The 24152-nt window shown below is 62.7% G+C and carries 25 protein-coding genes and 1 tRNA gene; 9 read left to right on the plus strand and 17 right to left on the minus strand.

Annotated features, from left to right (window positions below):
- Positions 1-11: 11 nt before the first annotated feature.
- From secD to queA, 4 genes are all read right to left on the minus strand, one after another.
- Positions 12-1874, minus strand: coding sequence for a protein translocase subunit SecD (gene secD, locus JKP78_RS11255; protein WP_186673521.1), 1863 nt, complete (start codon positions 1872-1874; stop codon positions 12-14).
- A gap of 64 nt (positions 1875-1938) precedes the next feature.
- Positions 1939-2274: a preprotein translocase subunit YajC gene (gene yajC, locus JKP78_RS11260; RefSeq protein ID WP_085623861.1), complete on the minus strand. Its 336-nt coding sequence runs from the start codon at positions 2272-2274 to the stop codon at positions 1939-1941.
- A 42-nt stretch (positions 2275-2316) separates the two neighbouring features.
- Complete coding sequence (gene tgt / locus JKP78_RS11265) at positions 2317-3432, minus strand: tRNA guanosine(34) transglycosylase Tgt (RefSeq protein WP_161959640.1); 1116 nt, start codon at positions 3430-3432, stop codon at positions 2317-2319.
- A gap of 14 nt (positions 3433-3446) precedes the next feature.
- Positions 3447-4496 carry a tRNA preQ1(34) S-adenosylmethionine ribosyltransferase-isomerase QueA gene (gene queA / locus JKP78_RS11270; RefSeq protein WP_170028339.1) on the minus strand — a complete coding sequence of 350 codons (1050 nt, stop codon included), beginning with the start codon at positions 4494-4496 and terminating at the stop codon, positions 3447-3449.
- A gap of 107 nt (positions 4497-4603) precedes the next feature.
- Between queA and JKP78_RS11275 the strand changes: the two genes are divergently transcribed.
- Positions 4604-4688: transfer RNA gene (locus JKP78_RS11275), tRNA-Leu, on the plus strand.
- A gap of 103 nt (positions 4689-4791) precedes the next feature.
- Here JKP78_RS11275 and JKP78_RS11280 read toward each other — a convergent pair.
- Positions 4792-5697 (minus strand): LysR family transcriptional regulator, encoded by a 906-nt coding sequence (locus tag JKP78_RS11280; protein WP_186686283.1) that lies wholly within the window; start codon positions 5695-5697, stop codon positions 4792-4794.
- A 107-nt stretch (positions 5698-5804) separates the two neighbouring features.
- On the opposite strand from JKP78_RS11280, the gene JKP78_RS11285 reads away from it, so the two are divergent.
- From JKP78_RS11285 to JKP78_RS11295, 3 genes are read left to right on the plus strand one after another with little or no spacing between them, the layout of a single operon-like run.
- A complete protein-coding gene (locus JKP78_RS11285; protein WP_186686285.1) occupies positions 5805-7046 on the plus strand; it encodes a D-amino acid dehydrogenase in 1242 nt (413 codons plus the stop codon).
- A 27-nt stretch (positions 7047-7073) separates the two neighbouring features.
- Positions 7074-7424, plus strand: coding sequence for a RidA family protein (locus tag JKP78_RS11290; RefSeq protein WP_200626670.1), 351 nt, complete (start codon positions 7074-7076; stop codon positions 7422-7424).
- A 29-nt stretch (positions 7425-7453) separates the two neighbouring features.
- A complete protein-coding gene (locus JKP78_RS11295) occupies positions 7454-8356 on the plus strand; it encodes a transporter substrate-binding domain-containing protein (protein ID WP_186673559.1) in 903 nt (300 codons plus the stop codon).
- Positions 8357-8464: 108 nt separating this feature from the next.
- Here JKP78_RS11295 and alr read toward each other — a convergent pair whose 3' ends face one another.
- The 6 genes from alr to JKP78_RS11325 all read right to left on the minus strand — a co-directional run bounded on the left by alr (position 8465) and on the right by JKP78_RS11325 (position 14437).
- Entirely contained in the window at positions 8465-9706 is a 1242-nt protein-coding gene (gene alr, locus JKP78_RS11300; protein ID WP_200626756.1) for an alanine racemase, read from the minus strand.
- A 230-nt stretch (positions 9707-9936) separates the two neighbouring features.
- Positions 9937-11364, minus strand: coding sequence for an amidase (locus tag JKP78_RS11305; protein WP_200626671.1), 1428 nt, complete (start codon positions 11362-11364; stop codon positions 9937-9939).
- A gap of 4 nt (positions 11365-11368) precedes the next feature.
- Positions 11369-12052, minus strand: a complete 684-nt coding sequence (locus JKP78_RS11310; RefSeq protein ID WP_186686295.1) for an amino acid ABC transporter permease — start codon at positions 12050-12052, stop codon at positions 11369-11371.
- Positions 12049-12705 carry an amino acid ABC transporter permease gene (locus JKP78_RS11315; RefSeq protein WP_186686298.1) on the minus strand — a complete coding sequence of 219 codons (657 nt, stop codon included), beginning with the start codon at positions 12703-12705 and terminating at the stop codon, positions 12049-12051. Before JKP78_RS11315 ends, JKP78_RS11310 begins: the two co-directional genes overlap by 4 nt.
- On the minus strand, positions 12705-13493 hold the full coding sequence (locus JKP78_RS11320; protein ID WP_170028331.1) for an amino acid ABC transporter ATP-binding protein: 789 nt from the start codon (positions 13491-13493) through the stop codon (positions 12705-12707). The genes JKP78_RS11315 and JKP78_RS11320 overlap by 1 nt, the downstream gene beginning before the upstream one ends.
- A gap of 71 nt (positions 13494-13564) precedes the next feature.
- Positions 13565-14437 carry a substrate-binding periplasmic protein gene (locus JKP78_RS11325; protein WP_200626672.1) on the minus strand — a complete coding sequence of 291 codons (873 nt, stop codon included), beginning with the start codon at positions 14435-14437 and terminating at the stop codon, positions 13565-13567.
- Between the two features lie 98 nt (positions 14438-14535).
- Here JKP78_RS11325 and JKP78_RS11330 point away from each other — a divergent pair, with 98 nt between their 5' ends.
- The 3 genes from JKP78_RS11330 to JKP78_RS11340 all read left to right on the plus strand — a co-directional run bounded on the left by JKP78_RS11330 (position 14536) and on the right by JKP78_RS11340 (position 17263).
- On the plus strand, positions 14536-15639 hold the full coding sequence (locus JKP78_RS11330) for a GlxA family transcriptional regulator (RefSeq protein ID WP_186686304.1): 1104 nt from the start codon (positions 14536-14538) through the stop codon (positions 15637-15639).
- Between the two features lie 119 nt (positions 15640-15758).
- A complete protein-coding gene (locus JKP78_RS11335; RefSeq protein ID WP_186686306.1) occupies positions 15759-16247 on the plus strand; it encodes a GNAT family N-acetyltransferase in 489 nt (162 codons plus the stop codon).
- A gap of 122 nt (positions 16248-16369) precedes the next feature.
- Positions 16370-17263, plus strand: a complete 894-nt coding sequence (locus JKP78_RS11340; protein ID WP_186686308.1) for a bestrophin family protein — start codon at positions 16370-16372, stop codon at positions 17261-17263.
- Between the two features lie 183 nt (positions 17264-17446).
- Here the strand turns inward: JKP78_RS11340 and phnE are convergent, their stop codons facing one another.
- From phnE to JKP78_RS11360, 4 genes are read right to left on the minus strand one after another with little or no spacing between them, the layout of a single operon-like run.
- Positions 17447-18214, minus strand: coding sequence for a phosphonate ABC transporter, permease protein PhnE (phnE, locus tag JKP78_RS11345; protein ID WP_186686310.1), 768 nt, complete (start codon positions 18212-18214; stop codon positions 17447-17449).
- Positions 18211-19038, minus strand: a complete 828-nt coding sequence (locus JKP78_RS11350) for a PhnE/PtxC family ABC transporter permease (protein ID WP_200626673.1) — start codon at positions 19036-19038, stop codon at positions 18211-18213. The genes phnE and JKP78_RS11350 overlap by 4 nt, the downstream gene beginning before the upstream one ends.
- Entirely contained in the window at positions 19032-19826 is a 795-nt protein-coding gene (locus JKP78_RS11355; RefSeq protein ID WP_200626758.1) for a phosphonate ABC transporter ATP-binding protein, read from the minus strand. The genes JKP78_RS11350 and JKP78_RS11355 overlap by 7 nt, the downstream gene beginning before the upstream one ends.
- A 14-nt stretch (positions 19827-19840) precedes the next feature.
- On the minus strand, positions 19841-20695 hold the full coding sequence (locus tag JKP78_RS11360) for a putative selenate ABC transporter substrate-binding protein (RefSeq protein ID WP_186686315.1): 855 nt from the start codon (positions 20693-20695) through the stop codon (positions 19841-19843).
- 126 nt (positions 20696-20821) lie between these two features.
- On the opposite strand from JKP78_RS11360, the gene selD reads away from it, so the two are divergent.
- Both selD and mnmH read left to right on the plus strand, forming a co-directional pair.
- Positions 20822-21856 carry a selenide, water dikinase SelD gene (gene selD, locus JKP78_RS11365; protein WP_186686317.1) on the plus strand — a complete coding sequence of 345 codons (1035 nt, stop codon included), beginning with the start codon at positions 20822-20824 and terminating at the stop codon, positions 21854-21856.
- Positions 21856-22968: a tRNA 2-selenouridine(34) synthase MnmH gene (mnmH, locus tag JKP78_RS11370; RefSeq protein WP_186686319.1), complete on the plus strand. Its 1113-nt coding sequence runs from the start codon at positions 21856-21858 to the stop codon at positions 22966-22968. The genes selD and mnmH overlap by 1 nt, the downstream gene beginning before the upstream one ends.
- 167 nt (positions 22969-23135) lie before the next feature.
- Here mnmH and JKP78_RS11375 read toward each other — a convergent pair whose 3' ends face one another.
- Positions 23136-23522 (minus strand): lysozyme inhibitor LprI family protein, encoded by a 387-nt coding sequence (locus tag JKP78_RS11375; protein ID WP_186686321.1) that lies wholly within the window; start codon positions 23520-23522, stop codon positions 23136-23138.
- 20 nt (positions 23523-23542) lie between these two features.
- Positions 23543-24082: a hypothetical protein gene (locus tag JKP78_RS11380; protein WP_170028319.1), complete on the minus strand. Its 540-nt coding sequence runs from the start codon at positions 24080-24082 to the stop codon at positions 23543-23545.
- Positions 24083-24152 lie beyond the last annotated feature (70 nt).

Below are 24152 nucleotides of genomic sequence, written 5' to 3' on the forward strand. Positions count from 1 at the left end.
CGCAGCTCCCCTCAAACCCACAGCTTCTTGATGTCACGCCCGCCGCAGGTCAGGTTGACCAGCGCACGGGTCACCATCACGGCAGTGAACATCGATGTGAAAATCCCGAGGGACATGGTGACCGCAAAGCCCTTCACCGGCCCGGTGCCCATGGCGAACAGGATGCCACCTACAAGCAAGGTGGTCAGGTTGGCGTCGACGATGGCCGAGTAGGCGCGGTTGAAACCTTCATGGATGGCACGCTGCACCGACATGCCCGCCGCCAGTTCCTCACGGATACGCGAGAAGATCAGCACGTTGGCGTCTACCGCCATACCCATGGTCAGTACGATACCGGCGATACCCGGCAGGGTCAGGGTGGCCCCCAGCAAGGACATCAACGCCAGCAGCAATACCATGTTGCCAGCCAGGGCGATGGTCGCCAGCACGCCGAAGCCGCGGTAGATGGCGATGATGAACAGCGAGACGAACAGCATGCCCCACAGCGACGCATCGATACCTTTGGTGATGTTGTCGGCACCCAGGCTTGGGCCGATGGTCCGTTCTTCAGCGAAGTACATCGGCGCGGCCAGGCCACCGGCACGCAGCAGCAGGGCCAGTTCGGACGATTCGCCCTGGCCGTTCAGGCCGGTGATGCGGAACTGGCTGCCCAGCGGCGACTGGATGGTCGCCAGGCTGATGATCTTCTTCTCTTCCTGGAAGCTCTGTACGGCAACGTCCTTCTCGACGCCGTCGACGGTCTGCTTGACGTAGCGGGTAACCGGCTTCTGCTCGATGAAGATCACCGCCATGCTGCGGCCGACATTGCTGCGGGTAGCGCGGCTCATGAGCTCGCCACCATGGCCATCGAGGCGGATGTTCACCTGCGGGCGGCCGTGCTCGTCGAAGCTGGCCTGGGCGTCGGTGACCTGGTCACCGGTGATGATCAGGCCGCGCTCGACCGCGGCGGAGCGGCCGCCTTCACGGAACTCGAACACTTCGGTGGTGGCCTTGGATGCACCCGGCTCGGCACCGAAGCGGAATTCCAGGTTGGCGGTCTTGCCGAGGATGCGCTTGGCTTCGGCAGTATCCTGCACGCCTGGCAGCTCGACCACGATGCGGTTGGCGCCCTGGCGCTGTACCAGCGGCTCGGCCACGCCCAGCTCGTTGACCCGGTTGCGCACGGTGGTGAGGTTCTGCTTGATCGAGTATTCGCGGATCTCGGCGACTTTCGCCTGGGTCAGCGCCAGACGCAGCACGGCGAGCTCGTTGCGCTCGGTGGTGGTCAGGTCGAAATCATTGAAATTCTTGCGAATCAGGGCACGTGCCTGCTCGCGGGTGGCATCGTCAGCGAAGCCCAGCATGATGCCGCCATCCTGCTGAGGCAGGCTGCGGTAGCGGACGCGCTCTTTGCGCAGCAAGGTCTTGACCTCGCCTTCGTAGACTTTCATGCGCGCGCTCATGGCCTTGTCCATGTCCACTTCCAGCAGGAAGTGCACACCACCGGACAGGTCCAGGCCCAGCTTCATCGGGCTGGCGCCCAGGCTGCGCAGCCATTGCGGGGTGGTCTGGGCCAGGTTCAGGGCCACGACATAGTCATCGCCAAGTGCCTTGCGCACTACATCCTTGGCTGGCAGCTGGTCTTCCTGACTGGTCAGGCGGATCAGCCCGCTGCCCTTTTCACCCAGGCTCGCGCCCTTGACGGCGATCTTGGCATCGACCAGCGCCTTGCTGACGCGATCGAGGTCGGCCTGGCTCACGTGCAGCGCCGAGCTGGCACCGCTGATCTGTACCGCCGGATCATCCGGGTAGAGGTTGGGAGCGGAATAAATAAAACCGATCGCCAGTACCAGCACGATCAGTGCGTATTTCCACAGAGGGTATTTGTTCAGCATCACGCCGCCCGTTCAAGACGCGGGGCGCTTTGCGCGCCCCGACTGGAAAAATGAAACTGGTAACTCAGATAGCCTTGAGCGTACCTTTTGGCAGGGTGGCCGCAATGGCACCCTTCTGGAACTTCAGCTCGACGCTGTCGGAAACTTCCAGGACCACGAAATCATCGGAAACCTTGACGATCTTGCCGGCGATGCCGCCGTTGGTGACAACTTCGTCACCCTTTTGCAAGTTGCTTAGCAGGTTCTTCTGCTCTTTGGCACGCTTGGCCTGCGGGCGCCAGATCATCAGGTAGAAGATGACCAGGAAACCGACCAGGAAAATCCACTCGAAGCCGGTACCGGCTGGGCCGGCGGCGGGTGCTGCGGCGTCCGCGTATGCGGCGGGGATCAAGAAGCTCATTGGGCACTCCTAATGTAATTTTCTAATAATGGATGCGAACAGTCAGTCCAAGGGCGGTACCGGAAGCCCGCGCTTGGCGTAGAAGGCGTCGACAAAGGCGGCCAATTTACCTTGTTGAATAGCCTCGCGTAAACCGGCCATCAAGCGCTGGTAATGGCGCAAGTTGTGGATGGTATTCAGCATGCTGCTCAGCATTTCGCCGCACTTGTCCAGGTGATGCAGATAGGCGCGGGAGAAGTTGCTGCAGGTATAGCAATCACAGGTCGGATCCAGCGGCGAATCATCGTGGCGATGGAACGCGTTGCGGATCTTGATCACCCCGGTATCGACGAACAGATGGCCGTTGCGTGCGTTACGCGTAGGCATCACGCAGTCGAACATGTCGACGCCGCGGCGCACACCCTCAACGAGATCTTCCGGTTTGCCTACCCCCATAAGGTAACGAGGTTTGTCAGCAGGCATCTGGCCCGGCAGGTAATCCAGCACCTTGATCATTTCGTGCTTGGGTTCGCCGACCGACAGGCCGCCGATGGCCAGGCCATCGAAACCGATGTTTTCCAGGCCTTCCAGCGAGCGCATGCGCAGGTCCTGGTACATGCCGCCCTGGACGATACCGAACAGCGCCGCGGTATTGTCGGCATGGGCGTTCTTCGAGCGCTGGGCCCAGCGCAGCGACAGCTCCATCGAGGCGCGCGCCACATCGTGCTCGGCCGGGTACGGGGTGCACTCGTCGAAGATCATCACCACATCCGAGCCCAGGTCGCGCTGCACCTGCATCGACTCTTCCGGGCCCATGAACACCTTGGCGCCGTCGACCGGCGAGGCGAAGGTCACGCCCTCCTCCTTGATCTTGCGCATGGCGCCCAGGCTGAACACCTGGAAACCACCGGAATCGGTGAGGATCGGGCCTTTCCACTGCATGAAGTCGTGCAGGCCGTTGTGCTTCTTGATCACCTCGGTGCCCGGGCGCAGCCACAGGTGGAAGGTGTTGCCCAGGATCATCTCGGCGCCGATGGCCTCGATATCGCGCGGCAGCATGCCCTTGACCGTACCATAGGTGCCCACCGGCATGAACGCCGGGGTTTCCACGGTGCCACGTGGGAAGGTGATGCGGCCACGACGGGCCTTGCCGTCGGTGGCCAGCAGTTCGAAGGACATTCGACAGGTGCGACTCATGCTTGATCCTCGGGCCCGCGTGGCGCCGGATTGCGGGTGATGAACATGGCATCACCGTAACTGAAGAAGCGGTACCCCTGCGCCACCGCCGCCGCATAGGCGGCCATGGTCTCGGGGTAGCCGGCAAAGGCCGAGACCAGCATCAGCAGCGTGGACTCCGGCAGGTGGAAGTTGGTGACCAGGGCGTCGACCACATGGAACGGCCGGCCCGGGTAGATGAAGATGTCGGTGTCGCCGCTGAAGGCCTTGAGCACGCCGTCGCGCGCTGCGCTTTCCAGCGAACGCACGCTGGTGGTGCCAACCGCGATCACCCGGCCGCCACGGGCGCGGCAGGCGTCGATGGCATCCACCACATCCTGGCTCACTTCAAGCCACTCTTTATGCATGTGGTGGTCTTCGATCTTGTCGACCCGCACCGGCTGGAAGGTACCTGCGCCCACGTGCAGGGTGACGAAGGCGCGCTCGACGCCCTTGGCGGCGATCTTCTCCAGCAGCGCCTCGTCGAAGTGCAGGCCCGCCGTCGGCGCGGCGACCGCACCGGCGCGTTCGGCGTACACGGTCTGGTAGCGCTCGCGGTCGGCGCCCTCGTCCGGGCGGTCGATATAGGGCGGCAGCGGCATGTGGCCGACGCGGTCGAGCAGCGGCAGCACCTCTTCGCTGAAGCGCAGCTCGAACAACGTGTCATGGCGCGCGACCATTTCCGCCTCGCCACCACCGTCGATGAGGATGACCGCGCCCTCCTTGGGCGCCTTGCTGGCACGCACGTGGGCCAGCACCCGGTGGCTGTCGAGCACGCGCTCGACCAGCACTTCCAGCTTGCCGCCGGAAGCCTTCTGGCCGAACAGGCGCGCCGGGATCACCCGGGTGTTGTTGAACACCATCAGGTCGCCCGGGCGCAGGTACTCGAGCAGGTCGGGGAATTGCCGGTGCGCCAGCGCGCCGGTTGGCCCATCGAGCACCAGCAGACGGCTGCCATGGCGCTCGGCCAACGGGTGGCGGGCGATCAGGGAATCAGGGAGTTCGAAGGAAAAATCGGCGACGCGCATGATGATGTTCGGTTCGGCAGGGCCGGGAAGTTTAGCCCAATGTGTGAAAATTGACCATGAAAGCCGATTGACCGACCAGCGGAGCCTCTCTATACTGCGCGCCACAAGCCCTGATGGCGGAATTGGTAGACGCGGCGGATTCAAAATCCGTTTTCGAAAGGAGTGGGAGTTCGAGTCTCCCTCGGGGCACCATCACATCGTTCCAAGCGGTCCCTAGCGGACCCGGAACAGCAGAAAAACCGGCCACTGAGCCGGTTTTTTTGTGCCTATCGGTTTTCAATCAGCCGGTTTTCAATCAGCGCCAACGGTCCAACTGCCCCTGGGCACGGCTGCTGAAGATGGCCAGCAGCTCGCTCAGGGTATGCGCTGACGGCTCGGCAGCGCGGGTCACCGCATACAAGTTGATCGGCAATGCCGGTGCCAGCGGACGAATCGTGGTCGCCCCGGGCGCTGCGCCAAGCGCGGTGAACGGGTCGATGACCGCCAGCCCGGCGCCGGATTCGACCATCGCCCTGGCCAGCGAATAGGTCTGCACCGCGATGCTCACTCGCGGCGGTGGCTCGACTGCCTTCAGGTAGCTGTCGAGGCGGGCCGACAGCGGGTCGGCACTGCTCAGGCCGATCAACGGCGCATCGGCCAGGGCCGTCAATGGCAGCGGCTTGCCTTCATCCGCAGGCGGCCAATAGCCGACCGGTGCCAACGCCACCAGCACCCCACTGGCCAGTGCCTGCGCCTTCAGCGCAGGGTGATCGGGCTGTTGCAGGGTCAGGGCGACATCGATCTCGCGCATCAGCAGGTTCTGCACCAGTTCGCGGCTGTGGGCGCTGGACAGTTCACAGGCGATGTCCGGATAACGCTGGGTCCACTCGTGAATCGCCGGCGGCAACAGCGACAGGGCCAGCGCCGGGGTGGCACCGATGCGCAGGCTGTGGCCCGGCTCACGACGCAGGCTTTGCGCCAGGCGGCGCACCCCTTGCAGGCTCTCCGTGACCTTGTCGACCTCACGCTCCAGCTCCAGCGCTTCGGGCGTCGGCTGCAGCTTGCCGCGCACTCGCAGAAACAACGGGAAGCCCAACTGCTGCTCGGCGTGTTGCAGCACCTTGGTCACGGCAGGCTGGGACACGTGCAGCAACTGCGCGGCACCGCTGACCGAGCCGGTCTGGCGGATGGCCTGGAAAATCTCGATATGGCGAAGGCGCATGGCAAGCCTATAACCTTTGTTTATGGCTCAGTGATCTTTATTCATTTTTCGCCACCTGTCACCTGACCCTAACCTCAGGCTTGTTCCAACCACGAACAAGGACTGACATGGCAAAGCATGTATGCATCATCGGCGGTGGCGTGATTGGCCTGGCAACGGCTTACGCACTGGTGCGCGACGGCGTTGAGGTGACGCTGGTCGAGGCTCGCGATTCGCTGGGCAGTGAAACCAGCTTCGCCAACGGCGGCCAGTTGTCCTATCGCTACGTGGCGCCGCTGGCCGATGCCGGCGTGCCGTTGCAGGCCATTGGCTGGATGCTGCGCGGTGACTCACCGCTGAGATTGCGCCCACGCTTCGATCCTGCACAGTGGCGTTGGATGGCCGCGTTCCTCGCTGCTTGCCGCTCCTCGGTCAACCGCGCCAATGCAGGCCATCTGTTGCGCCTGGCGCTGTTGAGCCAGTCGACCTTGCAGGCCTGGCGTGAAGAGGATGGCCTGAGTGGTTTCAACTGGCGGCGCAACGGCAAGCTGGTCACCTTCCGCCAGGCCAGCAGCTTCGCACACGCACGCAACAACCTTGCCGCGCCTCAGCAACAACAGGTGCTGTCGCACGCCGACTGCGCCCGCCTGGACCCGGCGCTGGCGGAGGCGCCCTTTGTCGGCGCCGTCTATACCCCGGATGAAGAAGTCGGTGATTGCCACGCGTTCTGCCAGCAACTGGCGGCGCGCCTGCGGGCGTCGGGACGTTGCCAGTTCCGCCTGGGCCAGGCCGTCTCCGGCATTCGCCATGCGCATGGCGCGGTAAGTGCGATCGAACTGGGTGACGAAGTGCTGCCGGTGGAGCACCTGGTGGTTGCTGCCGGCCATCGCAGTGCATTGCTGGCACTGCCGGGTGTCGACCTGCCGCTGTACCCGCTCAAGGGTTACAGCCTGACCGTACCGATCGGCAGCCAGCACCGGGCGCCAGACCTGAGCATCACCGATTACGACCGCAAGATCGTCTACGCGCGGATTGGCGAGCAGTTGCGGGTGGCGGCGATGGTCGACATCGTCGGTTTCGACCCATCGCTGGACCCCAAGCGCCTGGCCCTGCTCAAACGCCAGGCCCGCGAAACCTTCGCCAATGCCGGCGACTACGACTATGCCATCGAATGGGCCGGCATGCGTCCGGCGACCCCTAGCGGCGTACCGCTGCTGGGCGCAACGGCGTATCGCAACCTGTGGCTGAACCTTGGCCATGGTGCGCTGGGCTTCACCCTGGCCTGCGCCAGCGCACGCCTGCTCAGCGAACTGATCGGCCAGCGCCGCCCCGCCATCGACCTGCACGGCTTTACGCCCCGTGCGGCCTGAACCCCAACCCTCTGAAGGACTACCGCAATGATCATTGAGCGCATCCAGCCCAACCCACGCTTGTCCGCCGCCGTCACCTATGGCGACCTGGTGTTTCTCTCCGGCCAGGTGCCGGGTGACGCCAGCGATGCCACCGGCCAGACTGCCCAGGTACTGGAAAAAATCGACGCATTGCTGGCCGAGGCTGGCAGCGACAAAGACCATCTGCTCAGCGCGACCATCTACCTGAAGGACATCGGCAGGGATTTCGCCGCGATGAATGACGTCTGGTCCGCCTGGTTGTCGCCCGGCCAGGCCCCCAGCCGCACCACCTTGCAGGCCGAACTGGCACGCCCGCAGGTGCTGGTGGAAATATCCGTGATCGCGGCACGCCGCTGACCCCCTCTTACCCACAACGGAGAACAACAATGCAAAAAATCACGTTGATCGGTTGCACCCTCGCCCTGCTGCTAGGTGCCCAGGCCCATGCTGACGAAGCAACGTTGGGGCCCACGCTAAGCAAGATTGCCAAAGCCAACAGCATCACCCTGGGCTATCGCGATGCTTCAGTGCCGTTCTCCTACGTGGGCGACCATTCGGGCCAACCCATGGGCTACTCGGTCGACCTGGCAAACAAGATCGTCGAGCGTGTGCGGCAGAAGCTGGCTTTGCCCGAACTCAAGGTGAAGTACAACCTGGTGACCTCGCAGAGCCGCATTCCCCTGGTGCAGAACGGGACCGTTGACCTGGAGTGCGGCTCGACCGGCGTCACCGCAGAGCGGCAGAAACAGGTGGCGTTTTCCTATGGGTTCATCTATGTCAAAGGTCAGTTGCTGACGGCCAAGGACAGCGGGATCAAAAGTTTCGCCGACCTGCGCGGCAAGAATGTGGTGACCACCGCCGGCACCACCAACGAACGCTACCTGAAAAGCTACAACGTCGATCACAAGATGGACATGTTCGTGGTCAGCGCCAAGGACCATGGCGAAGCCTTCCAGATGCTGCAGTCCGGCCGGGCGGCGGCGTTCTACATGGACGATGCGCTACTTTACGGCGAGCGCGCCAAGGCCCGTGATCCGCACAACTGGATAGTGGTCGGGGAAGAGCAGTCGCGGGAAATCTACAGCTGCATGGTGCGCAAGGGTGACCCGCAGTTCCTCGCTCTGGTGAACGCGTCGCTGGGCGAGCTGTACAGCTCAGGGGAAATCAACGGCATCTACCAACGCTGGTTCCAACAGCCAATCCCGCCTAAAGGCTTGAACCTGGAATTCCCGATGACCAGCGAACTCAAGGCCATCTTTGCCAAGCCGGTGAGCGACCCGGTGCAGTAACTTCAGCCCGACGCCCATCGGGATAAACATCAGGAAACGATGTGTCACGGCCAAACGTCGCTACTGCGGAGCATCATTGCCGCAGTAGCGACTCGCCACGCTTATGGGTTAATCAGAAGTTTTACCCGTCACCAGCGTTTGCGGGTTACTGCTCCCCCAAACGGTAGCAAGGTCAACCAGCAATGTCCCACTGAGTTCTTCGATTTCACCCTGGGTGATCTCACTTTCACCCTGTTTACCGAACAGCACAACTTGATCGCCGGCCGCCACAGCCGGAATATCTGTCACGTCCACCATGACGGTATTCATGGAAACTTTCCCTACCACTGGCGCACGCTGTCCATTTACCAGCACAACGCCTTTATTGGTAAACGCGCGACGGTAACCGTCAGAGAAGCCTACTGGAATATTCGCGAGCCTTGAGTCACGACTAAGCGTCACTGTTCGGTCATACCCCACGGTATTGCCTTTAGGGTATTGGTTAACAGACGCCACGTATGACTTGACCTGCATGACAGGTTTGTACTGGGCATGCGAAGGTTGCATCATCCCATACAAGGCACCACCGGCACGCACCATGTCCAGGTGCGACTCTGGCACTTCCAACGTCGCGTAGGAATTCGCCGCATGAAGAGTAATTTTACTTCTATCAATGCCGGCAGCCTTGATCAGCCAAGCCGTTTGCTCATTGAAGGCATTGAGCCCTTGGCGAACATCATCCTTATCCTGCACCGCGAAGTGAGTCATGATGCCGACCAACTCCAGAGGCGCCAGACGCGTGATAGCCAAGGCTTCTTGCCGACCGTGTTCAGTGCTCATCTCAAGGCCGTTACGGCTCATGCCACCTGCGTTCAAGGCCAGGTGGACCTTCAGGCGCTTCCCGTGCTTTTCCGCAACGGCGGCCATTTTTCGAGCATAATCGAGGCCACTGACCAACTCTTCCATGTGGTATGGCAGTGCACCTTCCACCTCGGCCAACGTCGCTGTACGCACGCGGACAAGTTCACCCTTGAACCCGCTTTCCCGTACGATACGAGCCTCTTCATTGCTGGCAACGCCTACGCAGGGCACCTCCATTTTCATGACCGACGGCATCAATAAAGCGACACCGTGCCCATAGGCATCCGCCTTGAGAATGGCACACAGCTTCGCTTTATTCGTCAAGGTGCTCTGCAGCATACGGATATTGTTTTCAAACACCGCCTGGTTAACTTCAACCCAGGCGTTACTGGTTGCCACGGCCTGTTCAGATTGCGCATTATCCACAGCAAGCAACGGTGCAGCCTGAACATACCCTTGCCCTATGATCATCGCCAGGGAAAGAGCAATAACAGTCCGTGTTAAAGGCATACAATACATCTCCGGGTACACTATACAGCTGATGAGGGCGGCGAAGCTTACAGTCATGTATTGCCCTCTGCAAGCCATTAACCGGGGCAGAAAATGGCTTGACTTGACGTGCAGCAATAAACTTCACCAACAGCGACAAAAAACTAAACACAGGGTCAAGAAGTTTGAAACGCCCGCAACTTTAATACTGCCAAAGTGATACTCAGGGATATATCAAACCGTCACATGGATCATGCCACCGCTTTGCCCGCCAGCGCCCAGCCCTCAGGCCGTAGCGTGTGCCAGTCGCTGACCTGTTGATAGGCATGACCGATGCGAAGAACCAGCGCTTCAGCGAAGGCCGGCCCGACAACCTGCATCGAGACAGGCATACGCTTTTCATCGAAGCCGATGGGCAGCGCCACCGAGCACAGGTTCAGCAAGTTGGCGAAGCGCCCTAACAAGGCCAGTGGCGTGCCATATTCGTCGACCTCCTCCAACGGCACACTGCCAATAGCGTTGGTCGGGAAAACGCAGGCGTCTATGTTGCTCATCGCCTCCTGCATGGCTTGCCGGGCGGCGCGGCGCTGATTGTGCAGCTGGATATACGACGCCGCGTCGATGGCGCGCCCGCTGAGTATGCGACGTTGGACATGGGGGTCGAAACGCAGGTCGTCGCGCTCGAACAAGCGCCCGAGGTTGGCGTAACCCTCGGCGCTCATCAGCCCGCCAGCGATGCGCATGCACTGCTCCAGCGACGTGGGCAGCGGTTGCTCGATCAATTGCATGCCCAGCGCGGCCAACTGCTTGAGCCCCAGGTCGTATGCCTTCAGTACCCCGGGGGCGATGTGCGCGCGTTCCGCCTCGGGCAACACCCAGATGCGCAAGCCGGCGACCGGCCGCTCGAGGCCGGCAGCGGCGCTGAACACCGGTGCGCGGGCCGAAACCGGGTCCAGCGGGTCTGGCCCCAGCAGGGCATCCAGCATCCACGCCGCATCTTCCACCTTGTGCGTGATAGGCCCTACCGAGTCCAGCGAAGGGCACAGCTCGATCAAGCCATGGCGGCTGACCAGGCCACGCGTGGTTTTCAGCCCGACCAGGCCGCACATCCCCGCCGGAATCCGCACCGAACCGCCGGTATCGGTACCCAACGCCGCGCTCGCCAGGCCGCTGGCCACGGCCACTGCCGAACCACTGCTGGAGCCACCCGGAGCGTGATGTACGTTACGGTCCCACGGGTTCCACGGCGTGCCCATCACCGCATTGGTGCCCCAGCCACCAAAAGCGAATTCGACGGTGTGGGTCTTGCCGAGAATGATCGCACCGGCCCGCTCCAGGCGTTGCACTGCAGTGGCGGTCAACGTGGAAACTCGCGGTTGCTGCGCCAATGAGCCACCGGTGATGGCCTGGCCTTGGATCTCGAACAAATCCTTGATCGCCAACGGAATGCCATGCAGCGGCCCCAGGTGAATGCCGGAAGCACGCTGGCGATCTGCAGCGATGGCCGCGTTCAACGCACGCGAGGGATAGGCTTCGACATAGGCATTCAGTTGCTCGTCAAAGCGCTCGATGCGCGCCAGTTGCGCACGCACCAGCGCTTCGCTGGTCAGCGAGCCGGCCTGCAGCGCCTGCTGCAACTGGCCGATGCTGTGGAAAGTTACCTGATCCATGGTGTTCATAGGTTCAACCTCGCACGGTTTTGCGGCCGCGTGAAACGTGCTTTTCAAGCACCCGCGACAGCATTGAAAGAGGGAAGGCGATAACGAAATAGAACAGCCCTACCAGCAGGAAGACATGCATTGGCAGGAAGGTTTCCGAAGCGATGGCCCGCGCTGCCAGCATCAATTCATCGGTGGCAATCAGGGCGCACAACGAGCTGTCCTTGAGGATCGACACGTAGGCATTGAGCAGGGGCGGCAAGATGACCCGAAACACTTGCGGCAGGATGACCGCGGTAAACGCTTTCAGCGGCGTCAGGCCGATTGCGATAGCGGCTTCGCGCTGGCCGCGATGCAGCGAATCCAGGCCGCCACGGAGGATTTCCGCAACGTACGCGGCACCCTGCAGCCCCAGGCCGATGGCCCCGGCCCAATAGCCGGACAAGGTCAACCCCAGGCTGGGCAGTGCGAAATACAGGGCCAGCAGCAACGCCAGAAGCGGTACTGCCCGCATGCTCTGGATGAACAACGCTGCCAGGCGCTTGAGGATGCGGTTGGGGCTTCTCAGCGCCCAGACCAGCAACGCGCCCAGCACGACCGCCAGGGCGAACCCGATCAGCGACAGTTCGGCAGTGATCCGTGCACCGAGCAACAGGCGAACGCTCCAGTCGCTCCAGTACTCCGGGTATTGCTGGAAGAAACCGATCATCGCGCGCTCCCCAAATGACGTTCGAGGCGAATGAATCCCACACCGATCGGCAGGATCATCGCCGCGTAGATGCACATCACCGCCAGGTAGATCAGTGACGTCTGGAAGGTTGAGGTCACCAGATTGCGCGCCAGGAACATGATCTCCGGCACGGCGATGGCCGAGGCGATGGAGGTGTCCTTGATCAATTGGGTGACGTAGTTGGCGAACGCTGGCAAGGTCACTCGCAGGGCCTGGGGCAACAGAATGCAACGCAGAATCTGCATCCGGCTCAGGCCGACAGCCAACCCGGCTTCATGCTGGCCGACATGCAGCGACTGCAAGCCGCTACGGAAAATATCGGCCAACACCGCACTGCCGACCAGGCTCAGGCCAACGATGGCGGCCAGCCACGCGGGCAGGTTGATGCCAAGGTAGGAGAGACCGAAATAGATCAGGAACAGATGCGCCAGCGCCGGCACATTGCGCATCCACTCGATGAAGCAGCCAATCACCCCATGCAACAGCCGTGACCGACTGAACGTCAGCAACACAGCCAATACCACGCCGCCGGCGCTCGCCAGCAGCAAGGTGCATAGTGCGATTTCCAGAGCGGTGAGCGCGCCTTTGAGCAACAGGGGCAACAGCCCGAGAAACACCTCGACGTTCGCCATCAAGCGCCCTCCATGGCCATGCGCCCAAGAAAACTGCGGGTACGCTCATGACGCGGGCTGTCGATTACCTGCGCCGAGGGCCCTTGCTCGACAATGTGGCCACCGTCCATGAAGATCACCCGGTCCGCCACGTCCCGAGCAAAGCGCACTTCATGGGTCACCATGATCATGGTGCGGCCCTCCTGCGCCAGCTCACGAATCACGGCGAGTACTTCGCCCACCAGCTCGGGGTCCAGTGCCGAGGTCGGCTCGTCGAACAGGATGACTTTGGGTTGCTGGGCCAACGCGCGGGCGATAGCCACCCGCTGTTGCTGGCCGCCGGACAACTGCTCGGGATAGACCTCGGCCTTGTGCCGCAGGTGGACCTTTTCCAGCATGGCATCAGCCAGCTCGTAGGCCTGCTTGCGTGGCATGCCCTGCGCCTTGATCGGCCCCAGCGCAACGTTGTCGCGCACGGTCAAATGTGGCCAGAGGTAGAACAGCTGGAACACCATCGCGATCTCGCGACGCTGCGGGGCCATTTCCCGATCACTCATCAGGCGTATGCGCTTGCCGTCCTTGACCTGACCGATCAGCTCGTCGCCCAGCCAGATATCGCCCCGGGTGGGTTTTTCCAGGTAATTGATGCAGCGCAGGCAAGTGGACTTGCCCGACCCGCTGGGGCCGATCAACGACAGCGTTTCCCCGGCTTTCAACTCCAGGTTGATGCCCTTGAGCACCTCCAGATCACCATAACTCTTGTGCAGGTCATGCACGCGCAGCAACGCAGGTTCGGACGGGGTCGACATCTTGGTTAACCTCTTTATTGTTATAGGTGTGGCGATGAACCGGCATGTGGCCGATTCATCCGCTCAGGCGCTTACTTGCAGCCAGGCAGTTGCCAGTCCGCCGGGCGGTCGACACCCAGCCTCAGGTTGCTGCCTTGCGGCACATACCAGACATCCTGGGTCAGGCCGTAGCGGGCACCGATCTTGCGCATTTCACAGTTTTTCCAGAGGGTCTGGATCTGCTCGTTGACGGCGGCCACCAGCTGCGGGCTGGCCTCTTTGTTGAAGCCGTACACCACCTGCCCCAGGCCGGTCAGCAGGGGGAACTTCGGATCGTTGTCGGTGAATGCGTTGAAGCGCAGGTGCCATTGTGGATTGCGGAAAATGGCGTACTGCATGACTGGAGGGTCGCCAATCACTGCATCGATGCGCCCGGCGAGCAGATCACGCACCGCAGCATCCGAGGTGTCGTACAGCGCCACTTGCAACCCTTCGATCTTGCGCATCTCCGGGATGAACGAAAAACCGGTGATGGTGCCGACTTTCTTGTCCTGCAGATCCTTGAGGCTGCTCCAGTTGGTCTTGTCGGTCTGGGTGATGCCGTTCTTGAAATAGTGAATCGGGTCGCTCACGGTCATGATCTTCGCGCGCTGCTCGGTCCAACCCATGGTGCCGGCCATGACATCCACGCGGTTGGCTTGTACCGAGGCAATGGTGCTGGCCCAGTCCATCAAGGCAGGTTTGACCTTCAAACCCAGTTTCTCGGATATTTGTTGAAGGATTTCACCGTCGTAGCCGACCATCCGGCTGTCTTGATAACCGGTCCCTGGCATGTCCCCGGTGAAGGCGATAGTCAGGCTTCCCGGCTCTACCGTTTCCAGTGCGGACGCCGGTAGCGAGGCCAGCATGGATACCAGCAAACCCGCGTAGATACCGGCCAACCGTTGAACAATGGGCTTCTGCATCACGTGCTCCTTGATTGTTTTTCTATGAACAGCATGGTGTTAGGCAGGCACTCATCGTATGGTGACCAGCGGCATAACTGGTTGGATGGTTTGCAGGAATGATTGAACATTTGCGACATTTCGGAGATGTGCTGCCCAACACCTCCAGCGCAAGCCTCGTGGAAGCACTCGACAAGGGCCAGGCACGGCATCCGCCAAGCCGACGCGGCGCCACCGAGTTGTCTATCGGGATCGTGCTATGGCCGCGTTTCCCCTTGCTGTCTCTCTCGGGGCTGACCGATGCGTTGCGACATGCTGCCGACACCGGCGATCAGAGCCGCCCGATACGTTGCCGATGGAATGTCCTCGGTAGCCCTGGGCAAAGGGTTGTTTCCAGTTGCGGGCTGGATGTACCCATCGACAGTGAACTCAGCGACCCTCATCAATTCGACTACATCGTGGTGATAGGTGGGTTACTGGACTACCTGGAGACAGCGCCGAAGACTTATCCGGCATTCCTGCATCAGGCGGCTGCCGCTGGCGTGCCATTGATCGGCCTGTGCACGGGCAGCTTCGTGCTCGCACGCCATGGCCTGATGGAAGGGCGTACCGCTTGCGTGCATGCCTACCATTGCGATGACTGGAAACGCCTGTTCCCCCGATTGCGCTTTGTCAGCAACAGTGACTTCCTCATCGACAAGGATCGCATCACCTGCGCAGGGGGTATCTCGGTGATCGAGTTGGCCATCCATCTTGTCGGGCTGCATTGCGGTCCGGATCGGGCCGGCAAGGTCGTGCACCAGATGACCGTCGCGAAAAGCAGCTCTGGCAGTTTCGTCGACCGGCGCAAGGCGCTGGGCTACGCCAGCTCTTCGAACAGGCGCCTGCACGAAGCCGTGATGCTGATGGAAAAGCACATGACCGAGCCTTTGGCTATCGACGCGATCGCCAACCTGGTCGGGACCAGTAAACGCCAGCTTGAGCGGCTGTTCGTTGCTGAAACCAGTAGCACTCCGGCCCAGTTCTATCGCCAGGTTCGCCTCAGGTTTGGCCGCTGGCTGCTGATCAGCTCGGATCGACATATCGGCGAAATCGCTTTTGAATGCGGTTTTGCCGATGCGCCCCATTTCATTCGGCATTTCCAGAACCTGTTCGGCATGTCTCCCGGCAAATTGCGCAAAGAGCTGCTGCGAAACGCCAACCCGAACCAAGCGGGGAAATAGCCAGACAGTGAGCATTGACCCGTCGTGGGGCAGAATGTGGCTTCGCGGGCACACCTGCCCACACCGATACTGCCCCAACCCGCGAATAGGCCCGATCAGCCAGCACACAAGGACTCGCCATGCACCTGACCCACCGCGCGGTACGGCCCGACGACATCCCCGCAATCTGCCGCTTCCCGCAAAGCCCGGCCGAGCTGTTCTATATGTTCCCCAAAGCCACCTATCCCCTCACCCCCGCGCAATTGAGCGATGCCATCGCCCAACGCAGCGGCTCCACGGTGGTGGAAGGCAACGGCACGGTGCTGGCCTTCGCCAACTTCTACAAGGCCGAACACGGCGGTGTATGCGCCCTGGGCAACGTGGTCGTGGCCCCCGCTGCACGCGGCCACGGCGTGGCGCGCTACCTGGTAACGGCCATGATCGAACTGGCCCGCCAACAGTTCGCAGCCCGGGAGGTGTGGGTGTCGTGCTTCAACCACAACACCGCGGGCCTGCTGCTTTATCCACAGCTGGGCTTCGTGCCGTTCGGTATCGAGGAACGGCAGGCGTGGGAGGGTTCGCGAGTGGCGTTGGTGCAGATGAAACAGGTCTTGACTCAGCCCGGCTGAGTCAGCGTGGCAGTGCATGGGGCTGAACGAGGAAAGCAAAATCCCTTGCAACAATCATCCAGCGAACCTTCACACTACCTCGACGTCGGATCCTGCATCTGCCCATTTTCGAGGTACCCCGCGTGAAAGACATCATCGTCCGCAAGTACCGCCTGGCCGTGAAGACCATCGGCTACATCGGCTGGTCGCTGTTCTGGCTGCTGATCTGGGATGTGCTGGTCACCATCGACTTCATGCTGTTCTTCAACAGCAAGTTCACCCTGCCGCTGATCCCGTTGACCTTGCTGGGTTCTGCGCTGGTGGTGCTGGTGAGTTTTCGCAACAGCAGCGCCTACAACCGCTGGTGGGAGGCACGCACCTTGTGGGGGGCGCTGGTCAATAGTTCGCGCAGCTTCGCTCGGCAGACACTTACGTTGATCGACGACGCGGATGACGCGCTCAACCCGGTCAAGGCCACCCTGCTGCGCCGGCATATCGCCTATGTGAACTGCCTGGCAGCGCATTTGAAGGGCGAAAGCTGCCCGGACGCGCTGATGGCTTTCATCCCGCCCGCAGAGTTCGAACGGCGCAACCGCTCGAACAATTTCGCCAACGACATCCTCAGCGGCTCGGCGGCCCTGCTGGCGCGGGAGTACCAGGCCGGGCGGCTGGACAGCATTCGCCTGGCGCGGCTGGAGTCGACGCTGGTAGACCTGTCCAATGCCCAGGGTGGCATGGAGCGGATCGCCAACACCCCGCTGCCCTACCCCTATGTGTATTTCCCGCGGCTGTTCATCACCCTGTTCTGCCTGATCGTACCGGTGGGGCTGGTGGAGTCGCTGGGCTGGTTCACGCCGCTGGCGTCGACGGTGGTGGGGTTCATGCTGCTGGCGATCGAGCGGATCGGAACGGACTTGCAGAGCCCGTTCCGCTTCAGTGAGCACCAGATCCAGATGGACAGCATTTGCGAGACGATCGAGCGCAACCTGGAGTCGATGCAGCGGGAAGCGCAATGTGCCGAAGTGGTTGGTGCGTGAACGATTCCGACTCCACGCAAGCATCTGCCTTGCTCGGGATCCTAGGCCTTGCGCGATCCTCGTAGGAGCGGATTCAGCCGCGATAACCGGCACAGCCGGTGCCAGCCACCGCGTCGCCTGCTTCGCGGATGAATCCGCTCCTACAGGTACAGCGCCAGCCTGCAGAGCAGCCCCGGCTACCGATCAGGCGCGTACGTAGCGTTGACGCAGCACATCGCTCAAGGCATCCACCAGCAAAACCAGCACCAGCATGCCCATGATCACCGTGCTGGCCTGGGCCTCCTGGAACAGGCTCAAGGTGGTGTACAGCATCTGCCCCAAACCACCAGCGCCGACAAACCCCAGCACGCTGGCCATGCGGATGTTGTTCTCCCAGCGGTACAAGCTGTAGGCCAGCAACTGCGGCCACAGGTTAGGCAAGGTACCGAAGCAGAACGCCGCCAGCTGGCTGCCACCCTGCAGGCGGATGGCCGCCGCCGGCTCCGGCGGCGCGTTCTCCAGGGCCTCGGCAAACAGCCGCCCGAGCACGCCGGCGGTGTGCAGCGCCAGGGCCAGGGTACCGGCATTGGGCCCCAGCCCGGCCGCCAGTACCGTCAGCGCGGCCCACACCAGTTCCGGAATGGCCCGCAGGGCATTGAGCAACAACCGCGCACAGCCCTGCAGCGGCCACCCGAAGCGGCCCGCGGCGGGTAACGCCAGCACCAGGCCCAACAGCATGGCCAACAAAGTACCCAACCCAGACATGGCCAAGGTTTCCAACGCGCCATGCGCGACCGCGCGCAAATGCCCGGCAGACAGGTCCGGGTGCAGAAAACGCCCGGCATATTCCGCCATCTGCCCCAGCCCGCCATTGCCGAACAGGGCCTGCCAGTCCAGCTCGAGGTAGGCGAACGAGGCCACCACTGCGGCGATAATGGCCCCGAGCAGCAGCAGGTTGATCGCCCGGTTCATGCCAGCCTCCAGCGCAGCAAGCGGCTGAGCAGGTCAGCCAGCATCACCAGCACCAAAAATGTCAGCAGCATGCTCGCCACTTCCGCACCGGCGAACATGCGCATCGACAGGTCGATCTGCTGCCCTAACCCACCGGCACCGACGAAGCCCATCACCACCGAGGCCCGCACCGCACACTCCCAGCGATACACGGTATACGACACCACTTCCGACGCAGCGCTGGGCAGGATGCCGTAGAGAAACGCCGCCAACCTGCCACTGCCCGCTTGCAACAACGCATGGGCCGGGCGCTGGTCGACCGACTCGAAGATTTCCGCGTAGACCTTGCCGAGCATGCCGCTGTAAGTAATGGCGATAGCCAGCACACCGGCCGTCGGCCCCAGCCCGACAGCCCGCACGAACAGCAACGCCCAGACAATTTCCGGCACACTGCGCAGGAATATCAGCAGCCAGCGCACCGGCAGGCGCAGCACGCGTGACCTTAGCCCGGCACGACCGCCACGCGAGGCCGCGCGCAACGACAAGGCCCGGCTGGCCAGCAGCCCGGCAGGGACCGCCAGCAACAAGGCCAACGCCATCCCGGCGGTGGCCACGGCCAGGGTCTGCAAGGTGGCTTCATACAGCAGCGCCAGGAAGTCTGCTGTGTGAGCCGGCGGCCAGAAGGCGCTGGTAAAACTGGCGATCTGCTGGCGATTCTGCGCCTGGAGCAGCACCCTCGGGTTCAGTTCGCTCAGTTGCACGCCCGGCCACAGCAGCAGTACCGCCAGCAGCGCCAGCAGCAACCTCGGCAGCAAGGCCGGGTCGCGCACGTCAGCCTTCAGCATCGCGGAATCTGCACAGTCAGCGTCGGCCCCTGAGGCGGCGCCGGCACCAGCTGTTCGTTGGCGTACAGCGCATCGAGCAACTGCTCGGTCACCGCGTGCGCCGGGCAGTCGAATACCACCTGCCCTTCGCGGATCCCCACCACCCGCGGAAAGTGCGCCAGCGCCAACTCCACCGCGTGCAGGCTGGCCACCAGGGTTATGCCATGGGCCTGGGCGTGACGGTTGAGCAAGGCCAGGCTGTGGTCAGCCAGTACCGGGTCCATGGCCGACACCGGCTCATCGGTCAACAACAGCTGTGGCTGCTGGTACAACGCGCGGGCAATGCCCACGCGCTGCAACTGGCCGCCGGACAATTGCCCGCACTGCACGAACAATTTGTCGGCCAGGCCCAACTCGGCCAGGACCTGGCGCGCGCCAGGCACATCGCTGGGGTACAACAGGTTGAGCAAGCCGCGCAGCACACCCCACTGCCCCAGGCGGCCGGCCAGCACCGCCGTCACCACCCGCTGGCGTGGCGGCAATGGCGGGGCCTGATGCACCAGGCCGACCCGCGCACGCAGGCGCTGCCGCGCCCTGGCGGACAACGCCCAGGGCTGTTCGCCCAGCAGCTCCAGGCGCCCGCTGCTGGGCTGGATCGCCGTGGCCATCAGGTGCAGCAAGCTGGACTTGCCTGCCCCTGACGGCCCGATGATGGCGACGCGCTCGCCCTGGCAGATACGCAGGTTCACCGCGTCAAGCGCACGCACCTGGCCATGGCGCAGGCCGGCGCCGTGCAGCTGAATAGCCACTTCGCAAGAGACTGTCACTTGAGCAGGCCGGCCTCGCGTGCAGCCTGCTCGGTGCCCACGTAATTCTCGGGCTTGGTCTCGATGAAGCGGCTGGCCGCTTGCAGGTCGAGAATGGCCTTGTGCTCCGGGTTGGCCGGGTCGAGGTCGAGGAACGCCTTCTGGATCTTTTCCTTCAGCGCCGGGTCCATGTTGCCGCGCACGGTCCAGTTGTAGTCGTAGTAGGTCGGGGTGGTGGCGAACACCTTCACCTTGGCGGTATCGACCTTGCCGGCATCGACCAGCTTCTGCCAGACACTGGCGTTGAGCACGCCGCCATCGACCTTGCCGGCTTGCACCCAGGCCACGGTGGCATCGTGGGCACCGGAATAGGCCACTCGGCTGAAGTAGTCTTCAGGCTTGATATTGTCCTGCTTGAGCATGAAGTAACGCGGCATCAGGCTGCCCGAGGTGGACGAGATGGAACCGAAGGCAAACGACTTGCCCTTGAGGTCGGCCAGGCTTTTCACATCGGGGTTGGCGGTAATGAACTTGGAGGTGAACTGCGCATCCTGCTCACGCTGCACCAGCGGCGTGGCGGTCGGGTCCTTCAGGTGGACCTGAACGAAGGTGAAACCGCCCAGCCAGGCCAGGTCCAGGCGACCGGAAGCCAGCGACTCGACCACTGCCGGGTAGTCGGCGACCGGCACGAACTTGACTTCCATGCCCAGTTGCCTGGCCAGGTATTCGCCCAACGGCTTGAACTTGCGCTGCAGTTCGGTCGGTGCTTCGTCGGGAATGGCGCTGACCCGCAGGGTTTCAGCAGCCTGGGCGACTACGGCACAGCAGGACAGCACGAGGCCGGCGGCGAGCGCCAGGGGGCGTTTGAGCATGGGTGTTCTCCGGTTCAATAGCGGGGAAAGGCCGACCGTCAGGCCGACCACGGGAATTATAAGAGGCGCGGGCGCAAAGGCCAGCTTTGCTACAATCGCGCAATAATTTGACCTGCCGAGGTACACATGAGCGAGCCGATTCGCCTGACCCAGTACAGCCATGGTGCCGGCTGTGGCTGCAAGATCTCCCCCAAGGTGCTGGATGTGATCCTCGCCGAAAGCGGCGCCCAGGCCCTGGATCCGAAACTGTGGGTCGGCAACGCCTCGCGTGACGACGCGGCCGTGTATGCGCTGGACGACGAGCGTGGTGTGGTTTCGACCACCGACTTCTTCATGCCGATCGTCGATGACCCCTACGACTTCGGCCGCATCGCCGCCACCAACGCCATTAGCGACATCTATGCCATGGGCGGCGACCCGTTGATGGCCATCGCCATCCTCGGTTGGCCAGTAAATGTGCTGCCGCCGGAAGTGGCCCGCGAAGTGATCCGCGGTGGCCGTGCGGTGTGCGCCGAAGCCGGCATCCCGCTGGCTGGAGGCCACTCCATCGACGCCCCCGAACCGATCTTCGGCCTTGCTGTCACCGGCGTGGTGAACAAGCGCCACCTCAAGCGCAACGACACCGCCAGCGCAGGTTGCCGCCTGTACCTGACCAAGCCGCTGGGCATCGGCATCCTCACCACCGCCGAGAAAAAGGCCAAGCTGCGCCCACAGGACCAGGGCCTGGCCCGTGACTGGATGTGCACCCTCAATACCCCCGGCAGCCGCTTCGGCAAGCTCGACGGGGTCAAGGCGATGACCGACGTCACCGGCTTTGGCCTGCTCGGCCACCTGGTGGAACTGGCCGAAGGCAGTGGCCTCACCGCGCACCTGGAGTACGCCGCTGTGCCACGGCTGCCGAGTGTCGAACACTACCTGGCCGAGGGCTGCATCCCCGGTGGCACCCTGCGCAACTTCGACAGCTACGGGCACAAGATCGGCGCCCTCACTGACGACCAGAAGCACCTGCTGTGCGACCCGCAAACCAGCGGCGGCCTGCTGGTGGCGGTCACCCCGGACGGGGAAGCCGAGTTCCTCGCCGAAGCCGCCGGGCTGGGCCTGCAATTGGCAGCGATCGGCCAGTTGGTCGAGCGACAGAGCCACGCGGTCGAGGTGATCTGATGCGCCCCGACTGCACCGACTTCCGCCAGCTGTTCCTCGATGACGTGCCGATGATGGACATGCGCGCCCCCATCGAATTTGCCAAGGGCGCCTTCCCCGGCGCCGTCAACCTGCCGCTGATGACCGATCAGGAACGGCAGAAGGTCGGTACCTGCTACAAGCAGCAGGGCCAGGCCGCCGCCATCGCCCTCGGCCACCAGCTGGTCAGTGGCGCCAGCAAACAGGCCCGCCTGGAAGCCTGGGCGGCATTTGCCCAGGCTCACCCGGAGGGTTACCTGTATTGCTTCCGTGGTGGCTTGCGCTCGCAGATCGTGCAGGGCTGGCTGCGTGATGAAGCGGGTATCCATTACCCGCGGATCAAAGGTGGCTACAAGGCCATGCGTACCTTCCTGCTGGAAACCACTCAGCAGGCAGTGGAGCAATGTGATTTCGTGCTGGTTGGCGGCCTGACCGGCACCGGCAAGACCGACGTGCTGCACCAGCTGGACAACGTGCTCGACCTGGAAGGCCACGCCAACCATCGCGGCTCCAGCTTCGGCAAGCGCGCCACCGCACAGCCGGCGCAGATCGACTTCGAGAACCAGCTGGCCATCGATGTACTGAAGAAACGTGCCCGCGGCATCGAGCAGTTCGTATTGGAAGACGAAGGCCGCATTGTCGGCAGCTGCACGGTGCCACTGGAGCTATACCAGGGTATGCAGCAGTACCCACTGGTGTGGCTGGAAGACACGTTCGCCAACCGGGTGGAGCGCATCCTGCGCGATTATGTGATCAACCTGAGCGCCGAGTTCGTCAGCGTGCATGGCGAAGAGGACGGCCGCCGGCTGTTCGCCGAGCGTCTGCTGCAGAGCATGGCCAACATCTACAAGCGCTTGGGCGGCGAACGCTATCAGCGCCTGTCGGACATCCTCCGCCTGGCCCTAGAGGAACAGCAGCGCAGCGGTGCGGTGGACTTGCATCGAGGCTGGATCGAAGGCTTGCTGAACGAGTACTACGACCCGATGTACGCCTACCAGCGCGCAGCCAAGGCAGAGCGTATCGAGTTTGCCGGGGATGCCGTGGAAGTACGCGAGTACCTCAAGGCCCGGGCACTACGCGCACCGCGCAGCTAAAGCTGCTGCCAAGGGCACGGCAATACCTGTAGGAGCGGCCTTGTGTCGCGAAAGGGCTGCGCAGCGGCCCCGGCCGTTTTCGCCATGTTGAACCGGGGGGCCGCTTTGCGGCCCTTTCGCGACACAAGGCCGCTCCTACAACGGGGCCAGTCATCCCGGACACGACCTCATTGCCCGGGGCTGAGCACTCGTTCCAGCTCCGCCGCCCGGTCGCGGGTCATGTCCATCAAACAGGACCCACCTTCCAGTACCGCCATGGTTCCACCACTGGCCTGCACATGGAACTGGCAATTGCCATCGCGGTAAGCCAGCCACGTACGCTGCACATCCCGCAGGCGCTTCTGCTGCCCGGCATCGAGCTTGCCCATCAGTTGCTTGTACACCCGGTTCAGGCGCTGGTCCTGCACCTGCGTTTCGGCCTTGATGCATTCACTCATGGCCACGGTACTGGACGCCTTGTCCATGCACTGCCCGTAGGCGGCCGTGTAGTCATCGGCCATTGCCGATGACAGCGAGCAGGCCAATGCCAGGCCGGTCAGGTAATGCTTGATCATGCAAACTCTCCTTGTGGATTTCAAAGCGTCTGCGGCTGCTCCTGCGGCATCAGCACCCTGCCCGGCTCAAAGCGCAACGTCGGCATCTGCGTCGCGGCATAGAACGCCACACCCAGCGCCGCAACCAGCACCACGTCCAGCCAGCTCCAACCCGGCATATCGGCGGCACTGCGCGCCTTCCAGCAACACCAGGCCTGTCCCAGGCAGAACACCATCATCGCCGCCAGCCACAGGTAGAACCCGGCCCCAAAGCCGGTACGCTCATGAAACGCGTAGCTCTGGTTGTCCGGCAAGCGGTCAATTCCGAAACTGCTGGCAGCCAGGTACAGCGCCACCAGGCCGGCCAGGAGTGCCAGCCGGCGGAACCGCCGATGCGCCAGGACGGCCAGCGCCAGCAACGGGTTGGCGAACCACTGATACATCCCGAAAGGCAGGCCCCATGGCCCATACAACAGCATCTGCAAGGCCGGCATGTGACGGTCGCCACTCATCAGCGCGCCATCGAAGAACAGTGCGAGCAGGTACAGCAGCAAGCTGGCGCTCAGGTAGAAAACGGGCAAGGGGCATACCTGGGGAAAGGAACAGGCTGTGACCATAACCCAGCCCCTGCCCCGCTTCCAAACCTTCGAT

Source organism: Pseudomonas sp. LAM2023, from assembly GCF_016620375.1.
Taxonomy (GTDB): domain Bacteria; phylum Pseudomonadota; class Gammaproteobacteria; order Pseudomonadales; family Pseudomonadaceae; genus Aquipseudomonas; species Aquipseudomonas anuradhapurensis.

Excerpts from the sequence above, each read along its gene's own strand:
- secD (WP_186673521.1), bottom strand. The coding sequence starts at position 1,874 with ATGCTGAACAAATACCCTCTGTGGAAATACGCACTGATCGTGCTGGTA.
- yajC (WP_085623861.1), bottom strand. The coding sequence starts at position 2,274 with ATGAGCTTCTTGATCCCCGCCGCATACGCGGACGCCGCAGCACCCGCC.
- tgt (WP_161959640.1), bottom strand. The coding sequence starts at position 3,432 with ATGTCCTTCGAACTGCTGGCCACCGACGGCAAGGCCCGTCGTGGCCGC.
- queA (WP_170028339.1), bottom strand. The coding sequence starts at position 4,496 with ATGCGCGTCGCCGATTTTTCCTTCGAACTCCCTGATTCCCTGATCGCC.
- JKP78_RS11280 (WP_186686283.1), bottom strand. The coding sequence starts at position 5,697 with ATGCGCCTTCGCCATATCGAGATTTTCCAGGCCATCCGCCAGACCGGC.
- JKP78_RS11285 (WP_186686285.1), top strand. The coding sequence starts at position 5,805 with ATGGCAAAGCATGTATGCATCATCGGCGGTGGCGTGATTGGCCTGGCA.
- JKP78_RS11290 (WP_200626670.1), top strand. The coding sequence starts at position 7,074 with ATGATCATTGAGCGCATCCAGCCCAACCCACGCTTGTCCGCCGCCGTC.
- JKP78_RS11295 (WP_186673559.1), top strand. The coding sequence starts at position 7,454 with ATGCAAAAAATCACGTTGATCGGTTGCACCCTCGCCCTGCTGCTAGGT.
- alr (WP_200626756.1), bottom strand. The coding sequence starts at position 9,706 with ATGCCTTTAACACGGACTGTTATTGCTCTTTCCCTGGCGATGATCATA.
- JKP78_RS11305 (WP_200626671.1), bottom strand. The coding sequence starts at position 11,364 with ATGAACACCATGGATCAGGTAACTTTCCACAGCATCGGCCAGTTGCAG.
- JKP78_RS11310 (WP_186686295.1), bottom strand. The coding sequence starts at position 12,052 with ATGATCGGTTTCTTCCAGCAATACCCGGAGTACTGGAGCGACTGGAGC.
- JKP78_RS11315 (WP_186686298.1), bottom strand. The coding sequence starts at position 12,705 with ATGGCGAACGTCGAGGTGTTTCTCGGGCTGTTGCCCCTGTTGCTCAAA.
- JKP78_RS11320 (WP_170028331.1), bottom strand. The coding sequence starts at position 13,493 with ATGTCGACCCCGTCCGAACCTGCGTTGCTGCGCGTGCATGACCTGCAC.
- JKP78_RS11325 (WP_200626672.1), bottom strand. The coding sequence starts at position 14,437 with ATGCAGAAGCCCATTGTTCAACGGTTGGCCGGTATCTACGCGGGTTTG.
- JKP78_RS11330 (WP_186686304.1), top strand. The coding sequence starts at position 14,536 with ATGATTGAACATTTGCGACATTTCGGAGATGTGCTGCCCAACACCTCC.
- JKP78_RS11335 (WP_186686306.1), top strand. The coding sequence starts at position 15,759 with ATGCACCTGACCCACCGCGCGGTACGGCCCGACGACATCCCCGCAATC.
- phnE (WP_186686310.1), bottom strand. The coding sequence starts at position 18,214 with ATGAACCGGGCGATCAACCTGCTGCTGCTCGGGGCCATTATCGCCGCA.
- JKP78_RS11350 (WP_200626673.1), bottom strand. The coding sequence starts at position 19,038 with ATGCTGAAGGCTGACGTGCGCGACCCGGCCTTGCTGCCGAGGTTGCTG.
- JKP78_RS11360 (WP_186686315.1), bottom strand. The coding sequence starts at position 20,695 with ATGCTCAAACGCCCCCTGGCGCTCGCCGCCGGCCTCGTGCTGTCCTGC.
- selD (WP_186686317.1), top strand. The coding sequence starts at position 20,822 with ATGAGCGAGCCGATTCGCCTGACCCAGTACAGCCATGGTGCCGGCTGT.
- mnmH (WP_186686319.1), top strand. The coding sequence starts at position 21,856 with ATGCGCCCCGACTGCACCGACTTCCGCCAGCTGTTCCTCGATGACGTG.
- JKP78_RS11375 (WP_186686321.1), bottom strand. The coding sequence starts at position 23,522 with ATGATCAAGCATTACCTGACCGGCCTGGCATTGGCCTGCTCGCTGTCA.